We start from the raw sequence: 24,757 nt of genomic DNA on the forward strand, positions 1-24,757 counted from the left end.
GCGATCAGCCCTCTTCCAGCTCCTCGGGCGGCGTCGTTCCAAGCAGCTGGTGAAGCGTCTCGTAAGGATCGCGCGCCTCCATCAGCGCGCCGGCGATGCGCACGGCCTTGGCGCCCAAATCCTTCATCCGGTTGATATCTTCAAGAGATTTGAGGCCGCCCGAGGCCACCGCGAGCACCCGGTCGAGCGGGATTTGCGGAATGAGCCTTTCGCAAATCGACGGGTCGACCTCCATCGTCTCGAGATCGCGGTTGTTGACGCCGATCAGATTCGCCCCGGCCTCCAGCCCGATTTCGAGCTCGGCCTCATTGCGCACGTCGACGAGGCAATCGAGCAGGACGGAGTCGGCCCGCGCCAGAAAATCGCCGAGCTGGCGGCCAAGCACCCCGACGATCAGCACAATGGCGTCGGCTCCGGCGTAACGCGCCTCGATGATCTGATATTGGTCGACGACGAGATCATTGGCGAGGATCGGCAGTTTGGCGACCTTGGCCGCGGTGAAATCGGCGAGGCTGCCGCGATAGAGACGGCGATCCTGCGCGGCTGAAATGCAGACCGCGCCCGCGTCGCGAAAATCCTCGGCGAGGTCGCGGACGTCGAGGCGCGAGCGCGTCACCTTCGTCAAGGGCGAGGCGCCCTGGATATCGGCGATGACGCCGGGCCGGCCGGTCGTTGCGAAATGATGGAACAGCGCGGCGCGAAAGCCGGCCGTCTTGGCCGCCTCGCCGATGGCGCCGGTCAGGCTGCCGCCGGAGCGCTTGACCTTGGCCTTTTCGACATCGGCCTGGCGCTGCTCCAGGAGGGGCTTCAAACGCGGGCCGACGGCGGAATAATTTGCTGGATCACTCATCCCGTTTCACTCTTGAAATCGGGATGCGATGACGACGCAGGAGTGCCCGACAAATTTTGATTTCGCGCGCCTTGAGCACAATGGCGGTCCGAAAACTCTCTGCAAGTTTTCGGCCCCATGCTCTAGCTTTGCGGCATCATGCGCCGGATCGGCCGGCGGCAAAAGGCGGTTTTTTGGCGTGGCGGCGCAAAAATGCGCCTACCGCACGATCACATTCTTGAACTGCCACGGGCTTTCCGTATCGAGGTCTTCCGAAAACAGCGCGCCGCGGTCCTTCAGCGGCGTCCAGTCGGTGTATTCGCCGATGACCGGCCCGAGATAGGGACGCTGGATCTCGAGACAGCGGCGGAAATCGAGCTCATCGGCCTCGACGATCCCGGCGCGCGGATGTTCCAGCGACCAGACCATGGCGGCGAGCACCGCCGAGCTGACCTGCATCCCGGTCGCGTTCTGATAGGGCGCGATGCGCCGCGTCTCCTCGATCGAGAGCTGCGAGCCATACCAATAGGCGTTTTTCGCGTGGCCATAGAGCAGCACGCCGAGTTCGTCGATGCCGTCGACGATCTCGTCCTCTTCGAGAATGTGCTGCTTTGTCTGCGGAACCCATTGCTGCCCCGCCATTTCGTCGAGCGAGAGAACCGCATCGTCGGCGGGGCGATAGGCATAGTGACAGGTCGGCCGATAGACCACCTCGCCGGCCTCGCGCACGGTGAAATAGTCGGCGATCGAAATCGCTTCATTATGAGTGATCAGCCAGCCATGCTGCGCCTTTGCGGTCGGCGTCCAGGACCGCACGCGCGTGCCCGCGCCAGGGTGCATCAGATAGATCGCGCAGTCGGGCCCAAAGGCGTGCCGCTTGCCTTCCGGCGGCATATGCTTCTCGAAGGTGCCCCAGCCAAGTTCGGCCGGCTGCAGCCCCTCCGAAATGAAGCCCTCGACCGACCAGGTGTTGACGAAGACGCCCATCGGTTTTGGCGAGGCGGAGCGCTGGGTGTCGCGCTCGGCGATGTGGATTCCTTCGACGCCGACCTGGCGCATCAGCTCGGCCCAATGCGCGCGCGTCGTCGGCTCGCCGGCGTCGATCCCGCAATCGGCGGCGACATTCAAGAGCGCCTGCTTGACGAACCAGGACACCATGCCGGGATTGGCGCCGCAGCAGGAAACCGCCGTGGGCCCCGGACCGACCGCGCGCCGAAGATCCAGCACGGCTTCGCGCAGCGCGTAATTGGAGCGCTCCGACAGCGTCAGGCGCGGGTCGGTGTAAAAGCCGACCCAGGGCTCGGCGACCGTATCGACATAAAGCGCGCCAACCTCATGGGCGAGACGCATGATGGCGACGGAGGAGACGTCGACAGACAGATTGACGATGAACGGCTGGCCCTCGCCCTCCGTCAGCAGCGGCTTCAGCAGGCCGACGAAATTCTCGCGCGTGACGGGCTTCTGGATAAATTTTATGCCGCGCTCATCGAGCAGCGCGCGATCCTTGTCCTTCGGGTCGATCACTGTGAAACGCGATTTGTCGAAAGTGAAATGACGCTCGATTAAGGGCAAAATGCCGCGTCCGATGGATCCGAAGCCGATCAATACGATCGGGCCGGTAATCGCGCCATGCACGGGCCATTGCGTCATTTCTGTTCTCTCCAGTCTCGATCAGGGGATGCGCGGAACGCCTGCTCCGCGACTAGGCAAGAGGGGCGGCTAAGTCAAGGACGGCGCGCGGCGCGGGGGGCGCCGAGGCAGGCCGCCCGCGCGCCGGCAGGCGCAATGAAGGGGACTCCAGCCTATTGCCGCCGCGTGTCGCCTTCATGACCGGTGATCCGCCGCACAGCGCGACGCCGCCGCGGCCGGTAGTTTCGTCCCTTCTGCGCTCGCGCCGGCGCCAGGGCAGGCGCAAAACCAAAAGGCGAAACTATGCCCGACAATGACAGCCAATCCGCTTCTCCCGCTCTGACGCCGCGCAGCCAGCCAAATTCGCCGGGCGCCTCGCCTTCGCTCGTCCCGCCGCTCGGAACCTTCTGTGAGACGCCGTCGGGCAATCTGATCGAGCTGCCGCAACTCGGCGCGCAATTCGACAAATTGGTGCGCGACTACTGCCACAAGGCGACGCTCGACTATCTGATGAAGCAGCGCCTCGAGCTCGTTTTTCCAATTCCGCCGGGCGTTCTCTCCAGCGCGATCGTCAAGCAGGTCGATCTGGAGAAATATCCGGTCTACGACGGAGCGAATTTCAAAACGCCGGCTCTGCAACTTGGCAAATTCGACGCGGCGGCGATTTTCTCCGTAAAACCCGCCCTGCCGATCGGCGACAGCAGCCTGACCGGCGCGGGCGTGTCGCTCGGCTATCGCGTGTCGCCGCTGTTTCGCATTTCCGCGACCGGGTCGCTCGGCCAACAGAGCGCGGACTCATTCAGCCGAAAGATCCCGACGCAGCAGGCCTTCGGCGTCACGATCGTGGTCAGGGGTTCGTTCTGAACGGCAAGCTGGGGAGCGCCGCGCGGCCGCGACGCTCCCTGATCCTCAAGCGGCAAGCAATTCGCGCTCCGCGAAGGAGCCCGTCGCCGTGACGAGCCCGCGCGCGTCGCGCAACGCGCCCTCGGCAAGTTCGAGGCCAAGAAAACGCGCCTCATCGACCGGACCCGGCATTTCAAGGCGCAGGGTCAAGCGGCGCGAAAAGCCGAACGCCTCGTAATAGGGCGCATCGCCAACCAGCAGCACCGCGCGGCAGCCGCGGCCCTGCGCCCGCCACAGCGCCTCGGCCATCATCCGGCGCCCGAGGCCCCGCGAACGATAAGCGGCGTCGATCGCGAGCGGGCCGAGCATCAGGGCGTCGACGCCGCCGGCGTCGACATGCCAAAGCCGCACCGTGCCGATCAGCCGGCTTCCATCCTTCATGGAAAGCGCAAGTCCGCGCGCCGGCAGGCGCCCTTCGCGCAGCCGCTCGCAGGCCTTCTCGAATCGCGTCTCGCCAAAGGCGGCGTCGAGCAAATTTTCGCGCGCGAAAACATCGCCCGGGATCTCCTCGGCGATATGAATCAGGGGCTCGCGGCCAAGCGCGATGAAGGGCGGAACATCCGCCTGGACAGGCGTCAAAACAAAGGTCATCAGTGCCTCCGCGGCCTTAAGCCGGATGCGCGACAACCCTCGCGCCAAGCGAAGGCGCAAAGCCTTCGCCGGCCGATCGGGACAGCGATTGGGGAAAATCGTCCGGCGGCGGCGACAAACGCGCCGGCGCCGGTTCGGTTTCAGCTAAAAGGCGTCAAATCACATAGGATTTGAGCGGCGGAAAGCCGTTGAAGCCGACGCTGGAATAGGTCGTCGTATAGGCGCCTGTTCCCTCGATCAGCACTTTGGCTCCGATCTCCAGGCTGACAGGAAGGTGATAAGGGTCCTTCTCATACAGCACGTCCACGGAATCGCAGCTCGGCCCGGCGAGCACGCAAGGCTCGGTCTCATCGCCGTCGAACGAGGTGCGGATCGGATAGCGGATCATCTCGTCCATGGTTTCAGCGAGCCCATTGAACTTGCCGATGTCGAGATAGACCCACTTCACCACATCGTCGTCGGACTTCCTTGAAATCAAAACGACTTCCGCCTCGATCACGCCGGCGTTGCCGACCATGCCGCGTCCCGGCTCGATGATTGTCTCCGGGATGTGATTGCCGAAGTGCTTGCGCAGCGACTGCATGATCGACTGGGCATAGGCCCGCACCGCCGGAACCTCTTTGAGGTATCGGGTCGGAAAGCCGCCGCCGAGATTGACCATCTGCAGCGCAATGCCGCGCTCGCCGAGATCGTTGAAGATCGCCGAGGCGGCCTTCAGCGCGCCGTCCCACATGGCGGGATTGCGTTGCTGCGACCCGACGTGGAACGACAGGCCATAGGCGACGAGGCCCAGCCGATGCGCATGTTCAAGCACACGCGGCGCGAGATCGACGTCGCAGCCGAACTTGCGCGACAGCGGCCATTCGGCGCCCTTGCCGTCGCAAAGCAGACGGCAGAACACCTTCGAGCCGGGCGCGGCGCGCGCGATCTTCTCGACCTCGGCCTCGCAGTCGACCGCAAACAGTCTGACGCCAAGCTCATAGGCGCGCTTGATGTCGCGCTCCTTCTTGATCGTATTGCCGAAGCTGATGCGGTCGGCGGTCGCGCCGCTGGCGAGCGCCGCCTCGACCTCGACGACCGAAGCCGTATCGAAGCACGAGCCGAGCTTTGCGAGCAGTTCGAGCACGCGCGGGTCGGGGTTCGCCTTCACGGCGTAATAGACGCGCGTATCCGGCATGGCGCTGGCGAAGGACACATAATTCTCGCGCACGACGTCGAGGTCGAGCACGAGGCACGGACCGTCTTCACGACGGTTACGCAGAAATTCCAGGATACGATCGGTCATCGCGGCATCCCTTCGAAGGGCGCGGGAAGAACCGCGCCAAAACGAATAAGCTTCGGGGTGAAGGGCGATGCTGGAAACACGCGCGCGCTTTGGAGACGCGTGCGGTCCAGTTGACCCGCCATTCGCGAGCGATATCGTTTCCACGAAGCCTTAAGCTTCGCAGAGCGAGTCGCACTGATGCTGCGCCGTTGGACAATCGCGCTCCGAAAGGACGCAGAGGCGCCTTGCGAAACGTTCATGGCCTTCGCTTGGAGTGGGAAATCCCCTCCGCACGCCCGGCAAGATAGACAAGCCTCTTCGGTAAGCCAGCTGTGGAGGCTGACAGAGACCAAAAAAGCCCGGTCCGTCGTTGCTTTAAGTCGCGTCCCCCGTTTGGCGGGGTTCGCCGGTTCGCCTCCGGCTGTCGGTCCTTTTCAGGCGGTTAACCGGCCTCTTGTCCGGATCCCCGCCAACCGACACACGACCACAGGCACGTGCGAAAATGGGCAAAGGCAGAAATAGGCAGATTCGCACGGATTTCAAGCAGTTTTTTCACCCGTCTGCGCATCCGCCGCGCAGGCGGCGCCAAAAGACACAGTTCGGCCGCTCTTCAGCGCCGCGCGCGAGACATAAGCGCCCCGTCGCGCGAGAGCACGACGCCAAAAAATTGCCGACTTTTCGGATCGACATCACGGTCTAACGACTTGGAATCGTTGATGTTCATTATTTTTGACCGAGGGAGTCCAAAATCATCGCGATCTATCGCCTTGCTGCCGGCCAAAAAGGCCTTTAACCCCAAGGGCGCTCTTGAAGCCGAAGCCAGAGAACCGGGCCGCCCGGCCTGCGCCGCCCTCCAAAATCCAAAATCGCTCATGACCTTGTTGAACCGCCGCACTCTCGTCACGGGCCTGCTCGCTTCGAGCGCGTTGACGACGCATCTTGCCTCTGCAGCCTCCCAGGCCGGCCAGCCCGCGCCGGCCGCCTCGCCCGCGCCGCAGCCGAAATTCGATTTCGACGACGTGCTGCGCCGCGCGAAGGACCTCGCCTCGGCCCCCTTCGACGCGGCGATCGCGCCTCTGCCGGAGGCGCTGAACAAGCTCGACTTCGACGCCTGGCGCGACATCCGCTTCCGGCCGGACAAGGCTTTCCTGAACAGCCCCGGCAGCCAGTTCCGGCTGCAGCTGTTTCATCTCGGACATCTCTACAAGCGCCCGGTTACGATCAACACCATCCGCGACGGCATCCCGACGCCGATCCCCTTTACCACCAGCCTGTTCGACTATGGACGGACGAAGCCGGAGAAGCCGATTCCGGTCAATCTCGGCTTCGCCGGGTTCCGGCTGCACTATCCGCTGAATTCGCCGCGCGTTTACGACGAGGTCATCGCCTTTCTCGGCGCGAGCTATTTCCGCTTTCTCGGCCGCGACCAGCATTACGGCATATCGGCGCGCGCGCTCGCCATCGGCGCCGGCGGCGAGGAGGAGGAATTTCCGTTCTTCCGCGAATTCTGGATCGATTCGCCCGAGGTCAACGCCGACCGCATCACGATCTTCGGCCTGCTCGACAGCCCCTCGACGACGGGAGCCTACCGGTTCGACCTGTTTCCCGGCGTCGAGACGGCGATGGAGGTGTCGACCGTCCTATATCCGCGCAAGGCCGGCGTCCGCTTTGGCCTCGCGCCGCTGACCTCGATGTTTTTTCTCGGCGAGAACGACCGCCGCTTCAACGAGGATTTCCGCCCCGAACTGCATGATTCGGATGGGCTTCTCATCCATTCGGCGACTGGCGAATGGATCTGGCGGCCTTTGCGCAACCCGACCAAGCCCGTCATCTCCTCTTTCTTCGATCGCGACGTTCGCGGGTTCGGCCTGCTGCAGCGCGATCGCGAGTTCGACCATTATCAGGACCTCGATCTCGCCTATGAGCGGCGCCCGAGCTATTTCGTCGAACCGCGCGAAAGCTGGGGCGAAGGCCATGTCGATCTCGTCGAGCTGCCGACCGAGCATGAGGCCAACGACAATATCGTCGCTTTCTTCACGCCGAAGGATTCGCCCGAGGCCAATAAGCCTTTCAGCTACGCCTATCGCCTCGTCTCCAGCCTCAATCTGACGCGGCTGTCGCCGAACGGACGCGCGCTCAATACCTATCAGACGACGGCCGCCGCGCTTGGCTCCGCCGAGGCTCCGGCCCCCGGCACGCGCCGCTTCATCATCGATTTCACCGGCGGCGATCTTCCCTTCTACGCAACGGATCCCGGCTCGGTCGAGGTCGTGCCCTCGACCAGCCAGGGCAAGATCGTGCGCTCGTTTCTGGTGCCGAACCCGCATGTCAGGGGATTTCGCGCCGCATTCGACGTCCAGCTCGACGGCGGTCAATCGGCGGATCTCCGCGCATTCTTGCGGCGCGGATCGCAGGCGCTCACTGAGACCTGGACCTATCCCTGGCGGCCGGACTGAGCCGCCGCGCATGTTCGACGACAGCTTTCGATCCCGAGCGTTATCATGATGGTTCGGCCGGCGATGGCGCAGGATCTGCCGGCGATCGAGCGCATCGAAAACGCCGTCTTCGACGGCGACCGGCTGACGCGCCGGAGCCTGCGCTATTTTCTGACCGCGAAGCGAAGCTTGATGCTGACCCTCGTCTCTCAGGATGAGGTCGTCGGCTATAGTCTTGTCGGCCTGCGCAAGGGATCATTGAGGGCGCGGCTCTATTCGATCGCGCTCGATCCCAAGCAGCACGGACGCGGCCTCGGCCGGATGCTGCTTCGCGCCAGCGAGCGCGCCGCCGAGGCGCATGGCGCGCGATTTCTGCGGCTCGAAGTGCGCACGGACAATCAAAGCGCCATCGCGCTTTATGAGAAAAACGGCTATCGCATTTTCGGCCGCTACCAAGATTATTACGAGGACGGCGGCGAGGCGATCCGCCTGGAAAAGCCGCTCGAGGCCGATTCTTCGCGATGCAGCTAGAAATTTCGATTGAAATACGTAATCTGCGCGACAGCCGCGCGGACCAGACCGGGCCAATGGGATGACGGGGATAGCAGTGCCGCCGAAAGCAGACGCCGCCGATTTTATTGGCCGATTCAGGGAGATCGTCTCCGATCCGATCAACCTTCTCGTCGAGCGCATCCCGCAGGCGGGCCTCGTCGAAGATGATCTCGTCTGGCTGCACAATGGCAACCGCGTTCATTACTCGGGCGAATACGCCTATTATAAAGAATTCAGCGACATTTTGATCATCAATCGCGGCGTGCACGAGCCGCTTGAAGAATTCGTGTTCCAGGAGTGCCTGAAACTGCTCCCGCCGCGTCCGACCATGCTCGAACTTGGGTCTTACTGGGCGCATTATTCCATGTGGCTGAAGAAGAAACATCCCGGCGCCATCGTGACCATGGTCGAGCCGGATGAAGCCAATCTGCGGGTCGGGCAGCGCAATTTCGAATTGAACGGTTTTAAGGGGGAATTCACCAAAGCCTTCGTCGGCAAGGGCAATTTCGAGGTCGACCCGTTCTTCCTGAGCCGCAATCTGACCCACCTCGACATTTTACATGCGGATATTCAGGGCTTCGAGGGCGAGATGCTGGACGGGGCTGAGAAGACCCTTTCCGCCCACAAGGTCAGCTATGTGTTCATCTCGACTCATTCCCAGGAACTTCATTACGGCGTCCGCAACAAGCTGACGTCGCTCGGCTATCGCGTCGAGATCTCCAGCGATTTCGATTTCGAGACGACCTCCTATGACGGGATGGTCTTCGCCTCGAGCCCGTCGGCGCCGCAGGTGCTTGGCGCGGCCGCTCCGCTCGGGCGCGCCGACATCACAAAGACGGGACCGACCGAACTTCTCGCGCGCCTCAACGCGCTGTCGCAGCCGCAGAAAGCTTAGGAGCGGCTGCTCAACCGAGCGGCCCCTGCTTCAGCCGATCGAGATCGAACCCCTCGATATCCTGCAACAGCTCGACAAAAGCCGTCGCGCCATAATCGGCGCAGGCTTCGCCCTTGCGGGCGGTGGCCCCCCCGGCGTCGCCCATGGCGCCCGTTTCCGAAAGATCCTGGCTCATCCATCCAAAGCCGGTCGGGCGCCCGACGCGCAGCCAGTTGAATTCGTTCTCGATGGCGACGCTCTCGGGAACGAAATCGCCGGCCTCCTCCATGCGCACGAGATCGGGGCGAAAACTCAGCATCAGCGAGGTTTCGATATCACCGGCGTGGACGCCGTGGATCTTTTCATTTTCGGAGAACAGCCCGTCCGGCGCGCCGAAGCGGCTCCAGGACGCCATCACCGCCAGCATGCCGAGGCGGGCGCGTAGATCATGAGCGATGACGTTCAAGATCGCCGAATTGCCGCCATGGGAGTTCAGGAGCACCAGCTTGCGGCAGCCGGCGCGGCGCACGCTTTCGGCGATTTCGGTCCAGGCGCGGATCGCGGTCGCAGCCGAGAGGCTGAGGGCGCCGGGAAAATCGGCGTGTTCGATCGAGCAGCCGACGCTCTGCACCGGCAGGAACAGCACCGGCAGCTCGGGCGGCAACCGCGCGGCGACCTGCTCGATATAGCCGTCCATGATGAAATGATCGACGCCGACCGGCAGATGCGGCCCGTGCTGCTCGATCGCGGCGACCGGCAGCACGGCGATGACCTCGGCCATGTCGGCGTCGCGAAAGTCGGTCCAGCTCATCTCGGACCAGAAGCGCGTCTGCAGCATTTTGTCGCCGCCCCTTCGGCGTTATCGGCGAGGAGCCTTGGAGGCTAAGCCAGCCCTTGCATCTTCGCGAGGCGCAGGCAAAAAGCAATATGAGCCTTGCCGGCTTCGCGTCCTCGCGTCGGCGCATGGGATTTCTGCATGACTGCACCGCTCGCAACACGGCGCCGATCGCGGGCCTCAGGCGCCCTTGTCGCCGCCCTGTTCATCTTCGCCTTTTTCGGCGCGCCCGCCCTCGCCCTCGACAAAGTGACTTTCGCCACCAACTGGCTTGCCGAAGGCGAGCATGGCGGATTCTATCAGGCCAAGGCCGACGGCACCTATCAGCGCTATGGCCTCGACGTTTCGATTTTGCACGGGGGGCCGCAGGCCAACAACAGGCTGTTGCTGGCGGCCGGCAAAATCGAGTTTAATTTGGCCGCCAATCTGATCCAGTCCTTCGACGCCGCCTCGCAAAACATTCCGCTCGTCGCGGTCGCCGCGCTGTTCCAGAAAGACCCCTTCATTCTGATGTCCCACCCCGACGCGGGGTTCGACAAGATCGAGGATTTGCCGCGGGCGACCGCCTTCATCGGCAAGGACGCCTTCGTCTCGGTCTATCAATGGCTGAAGAGCGCCTATGGATTTCGCGAGGACAAGGTCCAGCCCTATAATTTCAACGCCGCCCCCTTCATCCGCGATAAAAATTCGATCCAGCAGGGCTATGCGACGTCGGAGCCTTTCGCCATCGAGCGCGAGGGCGGCTTTCGGCCCAATGCGTTCCTCATCGCCGACTATGGCTATGATTCCTACTCAACCCTGATCGAGACGCGGGCCGACCTCATCGCCAAAAACCCCGACCTCGTGCAGCGCTTCGTCGACGCCTCGATCATCGGCTGGCTGCATTATCTGTATGGCGACAGCGGCAAGGCGGATGCGCTGATCCTTGCCGACAATCCCGACATGACGAAAGAGCTGCTCGCCTATTCGCGCGACAAGATGAAGGAGCTCGGCATCGTCGTTTCCGGCGAGGCAAGGACGCTTGGCGTCGGCGCCATGACAGAGCCTCGCGTCAAAAGCTTTTTCGGCAAGATGGCGGCGGCCGGATTGTTCAAGCCCAATCTCGATTATCGCAGCGCCTACACGCTGCAATTCATCAACAAGGGCGTCGGCCTTGATCTCATTCCGCGCCCGTAAATGGCGTAGGCCCTGTCCGCCGTGACGCAGGCGCCCCCGCCCTCGCTCCCGCAGTTGGCCCAGCTCCGCGGCGTCTCGAAATTCTATGAAAACGGCGTCGAGGCGCTGCGCGACGTCGATCTCGACGTTCGCGCGGAGGAATTTCTAGCTCTGCTCGGGCCGTCCGGCTGCGGCAAGTCGACCATTTTGCGGCTGATCGCCGGGCTTGAGGCGCCCAGCGCCGGAACTCTTACCCGCTCTTTTGCGGCGGGCAGCGTTGGCTTCGTGTTCCAGGAGCCAACGCTGATGCCCTGGGCCAAAGTGTTCGACAATGTTTTTCTCCCGCTGCGCCTTGCCGGACAAAGTCGAGGCAAAGCGGCGGCCGCCGTCGAGCAGGCGCTGGCGCTCGTCGGGCTCGAGGCCTTCCAAAACGCCTTTCCGAACGAACTTTCCGGCGGCATGAAAATGCGCGTCTCGATCGCCCGCGCGCTGGCTCCCCGCCCTTCCCTCATCCTGATGGATGAACCTTTCGCCGCGCTGGACGAAATCACCCGCTTCCAGCTCAACGACGATCTGTTGCGACTGCGCCATGAGACCGGCGCGACGATCGTCTTCGTCACCCATTCGATTTTCGAGGCGGCCTATCTTTCGACCCGCATCGCCGTCATGAGCCCGCGCCCGGGACGAATCGTTGCGGAAATCGACGCCGAGGCGCCGCGCGGGGCCGAGAATTTTCGCTCGAGCCCGGCTTTCGCGGCGCTGTGCGAGGCGGCCTCGAACGCTTTGCATCGGGCCATGGGCGAGGAGGCGTCTTGAGCTCGGCCGGCTGGCTCCGCGGCGCGGCGCCGCCGCTGCTCGTTCTCGCCGCGGCGCTTGCGCTTTGGGAGGCCCTGGTCCGCTTCAACGGCACGCCGCCCTATGTGCTGCCGGCGCCGAGCCTCATCCTTCAAACGCTCGCCTCCGACCGCGCCGTATTATTTCCAGCCCTCTTCGTCACGCTTGACGCGACGCTGAAGGCTCTCTTGGCCGCGGTCGTCGGCGGCGTCGCGCTGGCGGTTCTGTTCGCGCAATCGAAATGGATCGAGCGCGCCTTCCTGCCGGTCGCCATCGTCCTGCAGGTGACTCCGATCATCGCCATCGCGCCGCTGCTGCTCGTCTATCTCGACGCCTCATCCGCCGTGCTCGCCTGCGCCTTTCTCGTCGCCTTCTTTCCGATCTTGTCGAACACGGCGCTCGGCCTCGCCTCGGTCGATCGCAATCTTGTCGATCTTTTCACCCTCTACGGCGCCTCGCGCTGGCGCATGTTGATCCTTTTGCGCGCGCCCTCCGCGCTGCCCTATTTCCTCGCCGGCCTTCGCATCGGCGGCGGCCTGGCGCTGGTCGGCGCGATCGCGGCCGAGCTTGCCGCGGGCGCGAGCGGCAAGGGCGCGGGCCTTGCCTTCCGCATCGTCGAAGCCGGCTATCGCCTCAACATTCCGCGCATGTTCGCGGCGCTCCTGCTGATTTGCCTCTCCGGCGTCGCCATCTATGCGAGCCTTGCCGCCCTCTCCGATCTGCTGCTCGGCCGCTGGCGCGACGTTTTGGCAAGGCGGTAGACTCCGCCGCAGCACCCGTTAAGTTTGCATCCCTTCGAGCCCAACAGAAAGCGACCCATGCCCGCCTCTTCTTGCCGTTACGACGTCGTCGGTCTTGGCAACGCGATCGTCGACGTCATCGCCCGCGCCGACGATGACTTTCTGCTCGCCCATGATTTGCGCAAGGGCGGCATGACCCTGATCGACGAGGCGCGCGCAAAAGAGCTGTATGAGGCGATGGGACAGACGACGGTCGTCAGCGGCGGCTCGGCGGCGAACACCATCATCGGCCTCGCGGGCTTCGGGCGCAGCGCCGCCTTCATCGGCAAGGTCAAGGCGGACGAACTCGGCGGCTTGTTCGCCCATGACATCCGCGCGGCGAAAGTCGGCTTTTCGACGCCGCCTGCGGGCGACGGCGCCGAGAGCGCGCGCTGCCTGATCCTCGTCACCCCCGACGGCCAGCGCACCATGAACACGTTTCTCGGCGCCTGCCAGGATCTGACCGAAGCCGACGTCGACGAGACGGTCATCAAAGATTCCGCCGTGATCTATCTCGAAGGCTATCTGTGGGACCCGCCGGCCGCCAAGGACGCCTTTCGCAAGGCCTCGAAAATCGCCCGGGCGGCGGGCCGCGAAACGGCGCTGAGCCTGTCCGATTCCTTTTGCGTCGACCGCTATCGCGACGAGTTTCTGGATTTCATCCGTTCGGGCGGCGCGCAGATCATCTTCGCCAATGAAAGCGAATTGCATTCGCTGTACCAGACCGCGGATTTCGACACGGCGGTGGCGCTCCTGAAGGCCGAAAATATTCTGGGCGTCGTCACGCGCTCGGAACAGGGTTGTGTTGTGGTGAGGGGCGACATGGTGGTGACGGCCCCCGCCTTTCCCGTCGATCAGGTTGTAGACACAACAGGCGCCGGCGATCTGTTCGCCGCGGGATTTCTGGCCGGCTACACGCGCGGGCGCGATTTTGACGAATGCGCCAAGCTCGGCGCGCTGGCGGCGGCGGAAATTATTCAACACATCGGCGCAAGGCCGCAGACCGATCTGCGGCAGCTTGCGGAGCAGAATGGGCTCAAGGTGTAGGTCGCCTGCAGAATATGATGGCTAAAAACGTAGACCTTTCGGCTGCGTCCTACTCTACCCGCCGCCCGGCGGCAGCGCCTGCCTGAAGGCGCTCAAATAATCCGAGAGCGTCGCATCCAGGCGCTCATGCATAAAGATCTGGAACGGCTGCAAATCCTCCGTGAGCGAACCGTGCTCAAGCGCGTCGAGATAGGCTTTGCGTTGCTCCGGCCGCACCGCGATCGGCGGATAGCCGTCGCGGATCAACAGGAGATTCATCAACAGCCGCGCAGTGCGCCCATTGCCGTCGCCAAAGGGATGAATGGCGGTGAGCCGGAAATGGGCTTCGAACGCCGAACCCGGCTCCGGCGGGCTCGATTCCAGCCATGCGCCGAAGCGCTGCATGAGTTGCGGAATTTTAGCGGGATTTGGAAAGACGACGGGCGAGCCAGCGATTCGGCGGGGTAGATTGCTGTAGACTCCGGCGATCGCCGACTGGCTGCGGGCGACGATCCGGCGATGCAATTCGCACGCGACTCCCTCGCCTATCGGCTCCCCTCGGGAGGCAAGGTCGCGCATCCATTGCACGGCCTCATAGTGATCGACGGCTTCCAGATGATCGCGAAGCGATTTGCCGCCAACCGTAATGCCATGCTCGATGACTTCCGCCGTTTCCCGCAGCGTCAGCGTATTTCCTTCTATCGCGTTCGACGTATAGGTCAGCTCGACGTCGTAATATTTCTGGAGCTGCGCAAAGGCGGCCGCCGACAACGGGCGCAGGCTGTCAAGCTCGGCCTTCCTCCGTCCAATGTCGTCGATTAATGCCGTAAGCATCCAACGCCCAATAGCATGCCGCGACCATCAGTCGATACCGCCAGCATTGGGCCTTCGCCGGATGGTTCCCTGCGCAATGTGCGGCGCTCACAGGCGCCCGCCGACCCTTCCGTGACGCGCCCCGCCCATCGAAGATGCCGCTATCCTTCGAGACAGGCGCTGCGCGCCTTCCTCAGGATGAGGGCGCGCCCTACTCCGCCGCCTTCTTGAAGAATTCGGGGAAGGTGCATTGCGCCTCGGCGGCGGCGTGGACCGGCATTTCGCGGCGGAATTCGACGATATTCGGCTGCTCCACGAAGGGCAGCTTTAGGCTCGCCCAGACATCGACCAGCGATTCCACCAGATGGGCGATATGGGCGTCGGAATGCAGCGGGCTCGGCGTGATGCGCAGCCGCTCCGTGCCCTTGGCGACGGTCGGATAGTTGATCGGCTGGATATAGATCGCATGCCGGTCGAGCAGCATGTCGGTCGCCGCCTTGCACAGCTCGGCGTCGCCGACGAGCACCGGCACGATATGCGATGAATTCGGCATCACCGGCAGACCGGCGGCCGACAGCGCATGTTTGGTCAGCATCGACTGGCGCTGGTGGCGGGCGCGCAGTTCGGCCCCCTCGCCCTGCTTCAACAGGCTCACGGCTGTTTTCGCGGCGGTGGCGATCGCCGGCGGCAGCGAGGTCGTGAAGATGAAGGATGGCGCATAGGAGCGCACCGCATCGATGATCGAAGCCTCGCCGGTAATATAGCCGCCAAGCGTGCCGAACCCCTTGGCGAGGGTTCCCTCGATGACGTCGATGCGGGCCATGGCGCCGTCGCGCTCGGCGATGCCGCCGCCCCGCGCGCCATAAAGGCCGACCGCGTGGACCTCGTCCATATAGGTCATGGCGTTATAGCGCTGCGCAAGATCGGCGATGGCGTTGATCGGCGCGATATCGCCGTTCATCGAATAGAGGCTTTCAAACACAATCAGCTTGGCGCGGCTCTCGCCGGCCTCGGCCAACAGCTGTTCGAGGTGAGCAAGATCATTGTGGCGGAAAATCTTGCGCTCGGCCCTGGAGCGGCGCACCCCCTCGATCATCGAATTATGATTGAGCTGGTCGGACAGAATGAGGCAGTCGGGCAGAATGTCGCCGATCGTCGAGATCGCGGCGAGATTGGAGATCCAGCCCGAGGTGAAGACGAGGCCGGCTTCCTTGCCGTGCAAATCGGCGAGTTCGGCCTCGAGTTCGACGATCGGATGATTATTGCCGGAAATATTGCGGGTTCCGCCGGCTCCCACGCCATGCGCCTGCGCCGCGTCCTGCATGGCGGCGATCACCTTCGGATGGCGGCCCATGCACAGATAGTCGTTGGAGCACCAGACGGTGACGTTGACTTCGGGACCGCCTTCGCCGCGCCGCCACACCGCCCGCGGAAAAGCTTCCGCGTCGCGCGCGAGATCGGCAAAGACGCGATAGCGCCGTTCGCCCTTCAACTTCGAGATGGCGTCGTCGAAGAAGCGCCGATACTCCATAGGCTCCGTTCCCTTCTGATCCGGGCCTTTGGCCTGGATGGGCGGATAAACCCCCGCTCAAGGCTCGCTGTGATGACAGGCGCCGGTTGACGCCTTGTACCCTTTCCAAAGAGCCTACCGCAAGCGCCAGATCGTCTCAGCCGACTCGATCAATTCCCGGCATAATCGCCGGGAACGAAAGCGACTTTAAGCTTCGCCGTCCGGAAAAACAGCGAAGCTTGACCCTTGGCAATTCGGCTGGAAACGTGCGAATTGATCGGAAAGCTCTCGAAGCAATGCTTTAGTCAGCTTCAACCCTCGGGTCAATTTCCCTTTTTTCACAGACTGTTGACATGCGCATTCTCGTTACCGGCAGCGCCGGCTTTATCGGTTTTCACATGGCCGCCCGTCTGCTCGCCGACGGCCATGAGGTCGTCGGGGTCGACGGCTTCACCCATTATTATGATCCCGAGCTGAAGCGCCGGCGCAATGCGATTCTTTCGCAAAATCCGTATTTTACGAGCCATGCGATTCTGCTTGAGGACGCAAGCGCGCTGAAACGCGTCTATGACGCGGGATTCGACGCCGTCTATCATTTCGCGGCTCAAGCTGGCGTGCGCTACAGCCTTGAAAATCCACGCGCCTATGTCGACGCCAATCTCACCGGCGCGTTCAATCTTCTGGAGCTGATGCGCGAGGCGCCCCCCAAGCATGCGCTGATGGCCTCGACCTCTTCGGTCTATGGCGCCAACACGAAAATTCCCTTCCATGAGACCGACCGCGCCGACCATCCGCTGACCTTCTACGCCGCGACGAAGAAGGCCAATGAGGAGATGGCCCATTCCTATGCGCATCTGTTCAAAATTCCGGTCACCATGCTGCGTTTCTTCACGGTCTACGGGCCTTGGGGGCGGCCGGACATGGCGCTGTTCAAATTCGTCGACGCCATGGTTGAGGGCCGGCCGATCGACGTCTTCAATCACGGAAAGATGAAGCGGGATTTCACCTTCGTCGGCGATCTCGTCGAGGCGATGGCGCTCCTCATCGACAAGGCCCCGCCCGCGCCCGACAGCCGGACCTCGCCGACGCCGGATTACGACAGCCTTTCGCCTGTCGCGCCCTGGCGCATCGTCAATATCGGGACGGAGCGCCCAGTCGGGCTGATGGATTTCATCGAGGCGATCGAAACCGCGACGGGGCTGAAGGCCGAACGCAATTACCTTGAAATGCAAAAGGGCGATGTGCCGCTGACCTTCGCCAGCACGCGACTGCTTTTCGAGCTGACCGGCTACCGGCCGGCGACCACTTTGGCCGAAGGGGTCAAGGCTTTTGTGGACTGGCGGCGCAGCTATCTGACGCAGCAATAGAGTCAGGCCGCGCCGCGATGGCTTGACCATGATCATGGACGAGCCGGCCGAACAGGCCGAACCTCACCCTTTCTTATTCCAGCGGCTATCTGCCGGCGCGTTGCTGCTGCGCTGGCGCCCATCCCAGCCGCCGTCTCCTGCCCTTTCTTTCTTCCAGCGCTCCGCAACCCGCGACGGCGCTATCTTACGGAGCTCTCCTTGCTGCACATCGACCTTCCGACCCGCGCCGAGATCGCCAAGCTTGCGAGCCATCGCGGCTCGCCCGCCGTCTCGCTCTATTTGCGCACGACGCCCCTGACGCAGGATTCCAAAGCCGAACGGATCGAGCTCAAGAACCTTCTGAAATCCGCCGTCGCTGAAATGGCCGAGGCCGGAATTGACAAGCGCTCGATCTGGCCGATCGAGGAACGCGTCGGCGCCCTGATCGACGATGATGATTTCTGGGCCTATCAGGCGAACAGCCTCGCGATCTTCGCGACGCCGGAGCGCATCAGCACTTTCCGCCTGGCGAACAAACTGAACACCGTTACGGAAGTCTCCGACCGCTTTTTGCTGATGCCGCTGATCCGCGCGCTGACCTTCCCGCATGACGCCTATGTGCTCGCGATCGGCATCGGAGCCGCGCGCCTCGTCGAGGTGTCGGCCGACCTGCCGCCGCACGAGGCGAAGGTTCCGGGCATGCCGCGCGACGCCAGCGCCGCGATCGGACGACGCAGCCTTGTCGAGCGCCCGGGCGACTCGCAGAGCGGCGGGGGAACCACCGAACATGCGCTTTTGACCCGCTATTCGCGCGCCGTCGACGAAGCGCTGCGGCCGGTGCTCGCCGGCCATGAGCGCCCGCTGATCATCGCCGCCGCCGAGCCCCTTGCCTCGATCTTCCGCGGCGTCTGCAGCTATCCCCATCTCGCCGAGGAGATCATCGCCGGCAGCGCCGGCCATACATCTGAGCACGAGCTCGCGGACGCTGCGCGCGCCATCCTGGACAAGATCTATGCCGGCGAAATCGCCGCGCTCGCCGATCTCTATGCGGCGCGCGGCGCACAGGGCCGCGCGACCGGCGACGTCGCTCAGGCGGCCCGCGCCGCGACCTTCGGAGCCATCGACACGCTGATCGTCGACATGGACGTTGTCCTGCCAGGCACGGTGGATGAGGAGACGGGCGCGGTCGACTTCGCGCAGGCGGCGGACGGGGTCAATTACGGCGTCGTCGACGAGATCGCCCGCCGCGTAATTCAGTCCGGCGCGAAGGTTCTCGCCGGCCGGCGCGCCGATATTCCGGCCGGCGGCGATCTTGCCGCCATTCTGCGCTATCCAATCTGACGACGAGCCGCGCCCGGCAGGCGCGCCGGGCGCGGCGCTTCTTTGGCTCTAAAAGGCTTCCTCGATCCATTTGAATGGATAATTCGGCTCCTTATAGCCCTCTGCCTTCTGCCGCTTCGGCAGTTCGATCTTCTCGCGGTCGATGTCCTCATAGGGAATTTGCGCAAGAATATGCTTCATGATGTTGAGCCGCGCGCGCTTCTTATCGTCCGAGCGGACGACAAACCAGGGCGCCCAGGGCGTGTCGGTCGCTAGGAACATGGCGTCGCGGGCGCGCGAATAATCATACCAGCGGCTGTAGGACTTGAGGTCCATATCCGACAGTTTCCAGATTTTCCGTCCGTCCGTGATGCGCGACGAAAGCCGGCGCGTCTGTTCCTCCGGGCTCACCTCCAGCCAATATTTGAGGAGAATGACGCCCGATTGAATGATCGCCTTTTCGACCGCCGGAGTCATCGTGAGAAACTGTTCGGCGTGCTCGTCCGAGCAAAATCCCATCACTCGCTCGACGCCGGCGCGATTGTACCAGCTGCGGTCGAAGATCACGACCTCCCCGGCCGCGGGCAGATGCGGAAGATAGCGCTGGATGTACATCTGCGATTTTTCGCGGTCGGTCGGCGCGGCGAGCGCGATGACCTTGAAGGTACGCGGGCTGACGCGCTCGGTCAGCGCCTTGATCGCGCCGCCCTTGCCGGCGCCGTCGCGGCCCTCGAAGACAATGCAGATCTTTCTGCCTTCGCGCTTCACCCATTCCTGTAGCTTGACCGTCTCGACGGCGAGCGTCGCCAATTCGCGCTCGTAGCTCTTGCGGTCCAGCTTCTCCGGCGTCTCGGCGGCCGCGGGGCGCGCGTCCTTCTCACGCGTCGTCTCGTCCTTGTGTCCCATCACGCGCTCCTCATTTCCAGGTGAGGAACATGCCGACATCGCCCGGAAATCCCGCCGGCCAATCGACGATCATCGCCTTGAGCCCGTAGCCGAGCGGCTGGAGATCCGCTTTCCAGAGCTCGTAGAACTGGCGAGGCGCGCCGACGAGCGTATCCGGCCAGCCCTCTTCCGTGTTGTTGATGGCCCGGCCGTGGTCGGAGCACATCTCCGAGGGGAAGCGAACGACTTGCATCTCCGATTCGCCGCGTTCGGCGGCGAGCTTCACCCGATTCATGAAGGCGTGAGTTCGTTCCGGGGTGATGTCGATCCGCTTCATCAGCTTGTCGATCAGATCGCGCTTCGCGTTCTCGGCCTGCTGTATCGCTGCGTAAGACTGGGACGCTTTCGCAGATTCGACCTGCGCGACATAGGATTTGAGGTCGGAGACAGACATGAACGCCTCGTCGCCGAGATGATGCGTCGAATGCGTGGCTGCGCTCTGGCTCATTTTGCGGCTCCCATCCGTGCTGTACCGCGCTTATGCGCGTAATTTTAACGACAAGCTAGACTTCGCCATGTCACAGATCAACAGGCCATCGCCCTGCATTCGCGCGCCGGCTATCCGTCGCGATCCCGGGCCGCCGCCGACGCATGGCGGCCGCTTTCAGTCATTTGCCGCAAGCCGTTTCCGTCGCGCGCTGCGATGGAACTTCAAAGAAAAGCCGCGCCGCAAGCGCCGCTCGGAGAAGCTATATGCTCTGGTTCGCGCCGCCTCTTTCCAGCTTCGCCGTCGCGCTTGGTCTCGGATTGCTGATCGGCCTTGAGCGCGAACGCAGCAAGGGCGTCGGCCCGTCGCGCGGCCCCGCAGGCATCCGAACCTTCGCAGTCGCCTCCCTGTTCGGCGCCGTCGCCTTTCACATCGGCGGCCTGTTTCTGCTGGCGCTCGCCGCCGTCTGCGTTGCGGGCCTCGTCGCCGTGTCCTATCGGCGGACATCCACCTCCGATCCGGGCCTCACCACCGAAATGGCGCTGGCGTTCATGCCGATCCTGGGCGCGCTCGCCGTCGCCGACGTCCGACTCGCCGCCGCCGTCGGGGTCGTCGTCGCGATCCTTCTCGCCGCCAAGATTCCCCTCCACGCCTTTGTAACGAAGGTTTTAAACGAAGCTGAAGTGAAGGACCTGCTTGTCTTCGCCGCAGCGACGCTGGTGATCTTTCCGCAGCTCCCGGATCGCTATATGGGGCCGTTCGACGCGCTCAATCCGCGATCGATCTGGCTCCTCGTCATCCTTGTCCTGACCATCGGCGGCTTCGGCTATATCGCCAAGCGCGCGCTCGGCGCGCGTTTCGGCCTTCCGCTCGCCGGGCTCGCCTCCGGATTCGCGTCGAGCACGGCGACGATCGGCGCGATGGCCGGCCTCGCCGCCAAAGAGCCCGCCTTGCTGCGGCCGGCGGTCGCCGCCGCGGTTCTGTCAACCATCGCGACATTCATCCAGTTGGCTGTGTTGCTTGCGGCGACCAGCGCGCCAACGCTCGCGGCGCTCGCTCCCGCCCTGATCGCGGGCGGTTGCGCCGCCACGCTTTACGGCGCCGTTTTCACCGCACGCGCCTTTATGACCGGCGAGACGCAGGATCGCGAACCGGGGCCGGGGCGCGCCTTCAGCATCAAGACGGCTCTCGCGCTGGCGGCGACGATGGCTTTGATGCTCGTCGCGGCGGCGGCGCTGAAGGACTGGCTGGGTGAAGCCGGACTGCTGATCGGAGCGGCGACAGCGGGATTTGTCGACGCCCATAGCGCCGCCATTTCGGTCGCCTCGCTTGCCGCGTCCGGCAGGCTCGCGCCGCACGAAGCCGCGCTTCCCATTATGCTCGGCATGACGAGCAACACGGCGGCCAAGATCATTGTAGCGCTCAGCGCCGGCGCGCGCGCCTTCAACTTGCGGATCGCGCCGGGCCTCATCCTCGCCCAAGCCGCGGCCTGGGGCGGGTATCTGATTTAGGGGCCGCTGCGGCCTCACCCGTCCATCTTCAGCGCGGCGATGAAGGCTTCCTGCGGGATCTCCACCTTGCCGAACTGGCGCATCTTCTTCTTGCCGGCCTTCTGCTTGTCCAGGAGCTTGCGCTTGCGGCTGGCGTCGCCGCCATAGCATTTCGCCGTCACATCCTTGCGCAGCGCCCGCACCGTCTCGCGCGCGATGATTTTTCCGCCGATCGCCGCCTGGATCGGGATCTGGAACATATGCGGCGGGATCAGCTCCTTCAGCTTCTCGACCATCACCCGGCCGCGCGTGTCGGCGCGGTCGCGATGCACCAGCATGGATAGCGCGTCGACCGGCTCGGCGTTGACGAGGATCGACATTTTGACGAGATCGCCCGGCCGATAATCAGTGATGGCGTAATCGAAGCTGGCGTAGCCCTTCGAGATCGACTTCAGCCGATCGTAAAAGTCGAACACCACTTCGTTCAGCGGCAGATCATAGACCGCCATGGCGCGCTTGCCGACATAGTTGAGATCGACTTGCACGCCGCGCCGCTCCTGACAGAGCTTCAGCACCGCGCCAAGGTAGTCGTCGGGCGTTAGAATGGTCGCGCGGATCCACGGCTCCTCGATCGTCTCGATTTTTGTCGGATCCGGCATATCGGCCGGATTATGCAATTCGATCGTGTCGCCGTCGCGCTGCACGATCTTGTAGATCACCGAAGGCGCGGTCGCGATCAGATCGAGGTTGAATTCGCGCTCCAGCCGCTCCTGAATGATCTCGAGGTGCAAGAGGCCCAAAAAGCCGCAGCGAAAGCCAAAGCCAAGCGCCGCAGAGCTCTCCATCTCATAGGAAAAACTCGCGTCATTGAGGCGCAGCCGGCCCATCGCCGCGCGCAGATCCTCGAAATCGGCGGCGTCGACCGGGAACAAGCCGCAGAACACGACGGGCTGGGCCGGCTTGAAGCCCGGCAGCGCCTGGGCGCAGGGGCGCCGCTCGTCGGTGATGGTGTCGCCGACGCGGGTGTCGGCGACCTGCTTGATCTGCGCCGTGATGAAGCCGATCTCGCCGGGAGAAAGCTGTTCGGCGTCCTGCATTTTCGGCCGGAACACGCCGATGCGATCGACCTCATAATGGGCGTCCGCGGCCATCATCTTGATCTTCTGCCCCTTGCGCAGCACGCCGTCGATGACGCGCACCAGCACGACGACGCCAAGATAGGCATCGTACCAGCTGTCGACCAGAAGCGCCTTCAGGGGGGCAGTCTCATCGCCCTGCGGCGGCGGCAGCCGCGTGACGATGGCCTCCAGCACGAGATCGATGCCGACGCCGGTCTTGGCGGAAATCATGACGGCGTGCGAGGCGTCGAGCCCGATCACGTCCTCGATCTGCTGCTTGATGCGCTCGGGTTCGGCGGCGGGTAGATCGATCTTGTTCAGGACTGGCACGATCTCATGGCCGGCGTCGAGCGCGTGATAGACATTGGCCAGCGTCTGCGCCTCGACGCCCTGACTGGCGTCGACAACGAGCAAAGAGCCCTCGCAGGCGGCGAGCGAACGGGACACCTCATAGGCAAAATCGACGTGGCCGGGCGTGTCCATGAGGTTCAGAATATAGGCCTCGCCGTCAGCGGCCTTGTATTCGAGCCGGACCGTCTGCGCCTTGATGGTGATGCCGCGCTCGCGTTCGATGTCCATCGAATCCAGCACCTGCTCGACCATGTCGCGCGCGGCGACCGCCCCGGTCTGCTGGATCAGCCGGTCGGCCAGAGTCGATTTGCCGTGATCGATATGGGCGACGATCGAGAAATTGCGGATGTTTTTGATGGGATGCGCAGTCATACCTGCGAGATAGCAGGCGCGCGGGGGGAAGGGAAGGCGGCCGGCGGCGCGTCCGTCGGGCGCAGATTGTGCAGAACCGCCGCGGTCTTTCACCTCATCTGCTGCAGCAAGGTCCCCAGCAGATAATTCGCCAGGCCCCGCTCAAGCCCTGGCCGCTTGGCGCAGTCGTCCGCATATTGGATTTTACTATGCCGGATCAGAAAATCGAGGGCCGCCTGCTCGTTTCCCCTTTGGATTGTTCCATCAAGATGGAATTTGGCGAGGTTATAGAGGGCGTGGGGATTGTTCTGATCAGCGGCGAGGCGCAAGAAATGAAGGGCGCGAGTGGCGTTTGAAGGTTTAAGGACATCCTTGTAAATAACGAAAAGTCGAAAATAAATATCGGCGCCAGAAAACCCAAGTCCAACCGCACGTTCATAAAGGCCGACCGCGCCCGCGATGTCAGAAAACCCAAGTTCGCGCACATAGCCCGCCGCATAACAGGCGCGGGCGAGGAAGGCGTCTGACCCAGCTTTCTCGAGCGCCGGCAACGCCTCGTTGAAAATGAGCTGATGCGCCAGATCCGGATTCTTGGTTACATTCAGCTTCCCATCCACGAGGCATTCGGCGAGGAACGTTTTTGCGTAAGGACTTCCGGCCAGATGCGCCTTGTTCATCCATTCGAAGGCTTTGACTTCGTCCTTTGCAACGCCATCGCCCCTCCAGTAGGCCATAGCCAGGGGGAAATAGGATTCAACCACGCCGTTGCGGGCGGCGTAGTCGAAACATTGAAAGGCGTATTTCAGATTTTCGCCCTGGTTTCCTTCGCCATATTTGAACCCGCCCGGGCTGTGCAGGAAACCAAGTTCAAGATAAGCAATCGGGCTATTGTCGCGTTTCGCCGCCTCAAGGAAATATTGAAAAGCGCGCGCGTAGTCGCCTTCATCGTAATGGAGGCGTCCAAGGGCCAGAAGTCCGCGCGACGTCTTGTCCGCGACCAGCTCGTTCTTGATTTCTTCCTTCCAGACGAGAAATTCTCGATTGTCCGATTGGCCGAGGCGGCCGCTTTCCAATTGGCCGGCCGCCGGCGCCCAATTGGTCTCCGCGGACTCGAAATGGAGTGAGGCCGGCGGACGGAAATTAAAGAAATTCCGCTCGGCGATCGCGTCGCTGACGGCAAAATATAAACTTTGATCATGCGAATTCGAATGGGCCAAAGTCGCGGCCTCGTCGCAGATCTTTTGCGTCAGCTCGCTTCGCGATAAATTGGAGTGTTGCTGGTATTGATTTACAATTGAAGTGAGATCGACATCCCGAAAAAAACTCATTGCGGCGCCCATTTTCTGGAATGAATTGGCAGCAGAGTTTCGAAAGTCAAAC

22 protein-coding genes are annotated in these 24,757 nt (G+C 63.1%); 11 read left to right on the top strand and 11 right to left on the bottom strand.

What is annotated here, in order from left to right; all coding sequences use genetic code 11:
- Positions 1-4: 4 nt before the first annotated feature.
- Both MSIL_RS05940 and MSIL_RS05945 read right to left on the bottom strand, forming a co-directional pair.
- Positions 5-850: an indole-3-glycerol phosphate synthase TrpC gene (locus tag MSIL_RS05940; protein ID WP_012590192.1), complete on the bottom strand. Its 846-nt coding sequence runs from the start codon at positions 848-850 to the stop codon at positions 5-7.
- Positions 851-1,048: 198 nt separating this feature from the next.
- On the bottom strand, positions 1,049-2,479 hold the full coding sequence (locus MSIL_RS05945) for a homospermidine synthase (protein ID WP_012590193.1): 1,431 nt from the start codon (positions 2,477-2,479) through the stop codon (positions 1,049-1,051).
- A 282-nt stretch (positions 2,480-2,761) separates the two neighbouring features.
- On the opposite strand from MSIL_RS05945, the gene MSIL_RS05950 reads away from it, so the two are divergent.
- Entirely contained in the window at positions 2,762-3,322 is a 561-nt protein-coding gene (locus MSIL_RS05950) for a hypothetical protein (protein ID WP_012590194.1), read from the top strand.
- 45 nt (positions 3,323-3,367) lie between these two features.
- Here MSIL_RS05950 and MSIL_RS05955 read toward each other — a convergent pair whose 3' ends face one another.
- Both MSIL_RS05955 and MSIL_RS05960 read right to left on the bottom strand, forming a co-directional pair.
- Complete coding sequence (locus MSIL_RS05955; RefSeq protein WP_012590195.1) at positions 3,368-3,952, bottom strand: GNAT family N-acetyltransferase; 585 nt, start codon at positions 3,950-3,952, stop codon at positions 3,368-3,370.
- Between the two features lie 154 nt (positions 3,953-4,106).
- On the bottom strand, positions 4,107-5,237 hold the full coding sequence (locus tag MSIL_RS05960; RefSeq protein WP_012590196.1) for a type III PLP-dependent enzyme: 1,131 nt from the start codon (positions 5,235-5,237) through the stop codon (positions 4,107-4,109).
- An 851-nt stretch (positions 5,238-6,088) separates the two neighbouring features.
- On the opposite strand from MSIL_RS05960, the gene MSIL_RS05970 reads away from it, so the two are divergent.
- From MSIL_RS05970 to MSIL_RS05980, 3 genes are all read left to right on the top strand, one after another.
- Positions 6,089-7,672 carry an OpgD/OpgG family glucan biosynthesis protein gene (locus MSIL_RS05970; RefSeq protein ID WP_012590197.1) on the top strand — a complete coding sequence of 528 codons (1,584 nt, stop codon included), beginning with the start codon at positions 6,089-6,091 and terminating at the stop codon, positions 7,670-7,672.
- Positions 7,673-7,717: 45 nt separating this feature from the next.
- Complete coding sequence (locus tag MSIL_RS05975; RefSeq protein ID WP_012590198.1) at positions 7,718-8,182, top strand: GNAT family N-acetyltransferase; 465 nt, start codon at positions 7,718-7,720, stop codon at positions 8,180-8,182.
- Between the two features lie 76 nt (positions 8,183-8,258).
- Positions 8,259-9,098, top strand: a complete 840-nt coding sequence (locus tag MSIL_RS05980; RefSeq protein WP_244406223.1) for an FkbM family methyltransferase — start codon at positions 8,259-8,261, stop codon at positions 9,096-9,098.
- Between the two features lie 10 nt (positions 9,099-9,108).
- On the opposite strand, the gene MSIL_RS05985 is transcribed toward MSIL_RS05980, so the two are convergent.
- Positions 9,109-9,915 (bottom strand): creatininase family protein, encoded by an 807-nt coding sequence (locus tag MSIL_RS05985; RefSeq protein ID WP_012590200.1) that lies wholly within the window; start codon positions 9,913-9,915, stop codon positions 9,109-9,111.
- Between the two features lie 138 nt (positions 9,916-10,053).
- Between MSIL_RS05985 and MSIL_RS05990 the strand changes: the two genes are divergently transcribed.
- Genes MSIL_RS05990 through MSIL_RS06005 form a run of 4 tightly spaced genes read left to right on the top strand, consistent with a single transcriptional unit; the run spans position 10,054 to position 13,727 of the window.
- Entirely contained in the window at positions 10,054-11,088 is a 1,035-nt protein-coding gene (locus MSIL_RS05990; RefSeq protein WP_012590201.1) for an ABC transporter substrate-binding protein, read from the top strand.
- 21 nt (positions 11,089-11,109) lie between these two features.
- Complete coding sequence (locus MSIL_RS05995; protein WP_012590202.1) at positions 11,110-11,883, top strand: ABC transporter ATP-binding protein; 774 nt, start codon at positions 11,110-11,112, stop codon at positions 11,881-11,883.
- The gene (locus MSIL_RS06000) at positions 11,880-12,662 is read left to right on the top strand and encodes an ABC transporter permease (protein ID WP_012590203.1); all 783 of its coding nucleotides are present in this window, start codon (positions 11,880-11,882) and stop codon (positions 12,660-12,662) included. The genes MSIL_RS05995 and MSIL_RS06000 overlap by 4 nt, the downstream gene beginning before the upstream one ends.
- Positions 12,663-12,719: 57 nt before the next feature.
- Positions 12,720-13,727, top strand: a complete 1,008-nt coding sequence (locus tag MSIL_RS06005; protein WP_012590204.1) for an adenosine kinase — start codon at positions 12,720-12,722, stop codon at positions 13,725-13,727.
- A gap of 54 nt (positions 13,728-13,781) precedes the next feature.
- Here the strand turns inward: MSIL_RS06005 and MSIL_RS06010 are convergent, their stop codons facing one another.
- Together MSIL_RS06010 and hemA are read right to left on the bottom strand one after the other, a co-directional pair.
- Positions 13,782-14,540, bottom strand: a complete 759-nt coding sequence (locus tag MSIL_RS06010) for a Fic family protein (protein ID WP_012590205.1) — start codon at positions 14,538-14,540, stop codon at positions 13,782-13,784.
- Between the two features lie 190 nt (positions 14,541-14,730).
- On the bottom strand, positions 14,731-16,050 hold the full coding sequence (hemA, locus tag MSIL_RS06015; protein ID WP_012590206.1) for a 5-aminolevulinate synthase: 1,320 nt from the start codon (positions 16,048-16,050) through the stop codon (positions 14,731-14,733).
- Positions 16,051-16,382: 332 nt separating this feature from the next.
- Between hemA and MSIL_RS06020 the strand changes: the two genes are divergently transcribed.
- Complete coding sequence (locus MSIL_RS06020) at positions 16,383-17,396, top strand: NAD-dependent epimerase/dehydratase family protein (protein WP_012590207.1); 1,014 nt, start codon at positions 16,383-16,385, stop codon at positions 17,394-17,396.
- 198 nt (positions 17,397-17,594) lie between these two features.
- Positions 17,595-18,716 carry a baeRF11 domain-containing protein gene (locus tag MSIL_RS06025; protein ID WP_012590208.1) on the top strand — a complete coding sequence of 374 codons (1,122 nt, stop codon included), beginning with the start codon at positions 17,595-17,597 and terminating at the stop codon, positions 18,714-18,716.
- A gap of 48 nt (positions 18,717-18,764) precedes the next feature.
- Here the strand turns inward: MSIL_RS06025 and ppk2 are convergent, their stop codons facing one another.
- Together ppk2 and MSIL_RS06035 are read right to left on the bottom strand one after the other, a co-directional pair.
- Positions 18,765-19,601 carry a polyphosphate kinase 2 gene (gene ppk2, locus MSIL_RS06030; RefSeq protein WP_012590209.1) on the bottom strand — a complete coding sequence of 279 codons (837 nt, stop codon included), beginning with the start codon at positions 19,599-19,601 and terminating at the stop codon, positions 18,765-18,767.
- Between the two features lie 10 nt (positions 19,602-19,611).
- Complete coding sequence (locus MSIL_RS06035; protein WP_012590210.1) at positions 19,612-20,088, bottom strand: hypothetical protein; 477 nt, start codon at positions 20,086-20,088, stop codon at positions 19,612-19,614.
- Positions 20,089-20,333: 245 nt separating this feature from the next.
- Here MSIL_RS06035 and MSIL_RS06040 point away from each other — a divergent pair, with 245 nt between their 5' ends.
- The gene (locus MSIL_RS06040; RefSeq protein WP_012590211.1) at positions 20,334-21,578 is read left to right on the top strand and encodes an MgtC/SapB family protein; all 1,245 of its coding nucleotides are present in this window, start codon (positions 20,334-20,336) and stop codon (positions 21,576-21,578) included.
- A 14-nt stretch (positions 21,579-21,592) separates the two neighbouring features.
- Here MSIL_RS06040 and lepA read toward each other — a convergent pair whose 3' ends face one another.
- The gene (lepA, locus tag MSIL_RS06045) at positions 21,593-23,398 is read right to left on the bottom strand and encodes a translation elongation factor 4 (RefSeq protein ID WP_012590212.1); all 1,806 of its coding nucleotides are present in this window, start codon (positions 23,396-23,398) and stop codon (positions 21,593-21,595) included.
- An 89-nt stretch (positions 23,399-23,487) separates the two neighbouring features.
- Entirely contained in the window at positions 23,488-24,594 is a 1,107-nt protein-coding gene (locus MSIL_RS06050; RefSeq protein WP_187148707.1) for a tetratricopeptide repeat protein, read from the bottom strand.
- Between the last annotated feature and the right edge of the window lie 163 nt (positions 24,595-24,757).

The organism is Methylocella silvestris BL2, assembly GCF_000021745.1.
Lineage (GTDB): Bacteria > Pseudomonadota > Alphaproteobacteria > Rhizobiales > Beijerinckiaceae > Methylocapsa > Methylocapsa silvestris.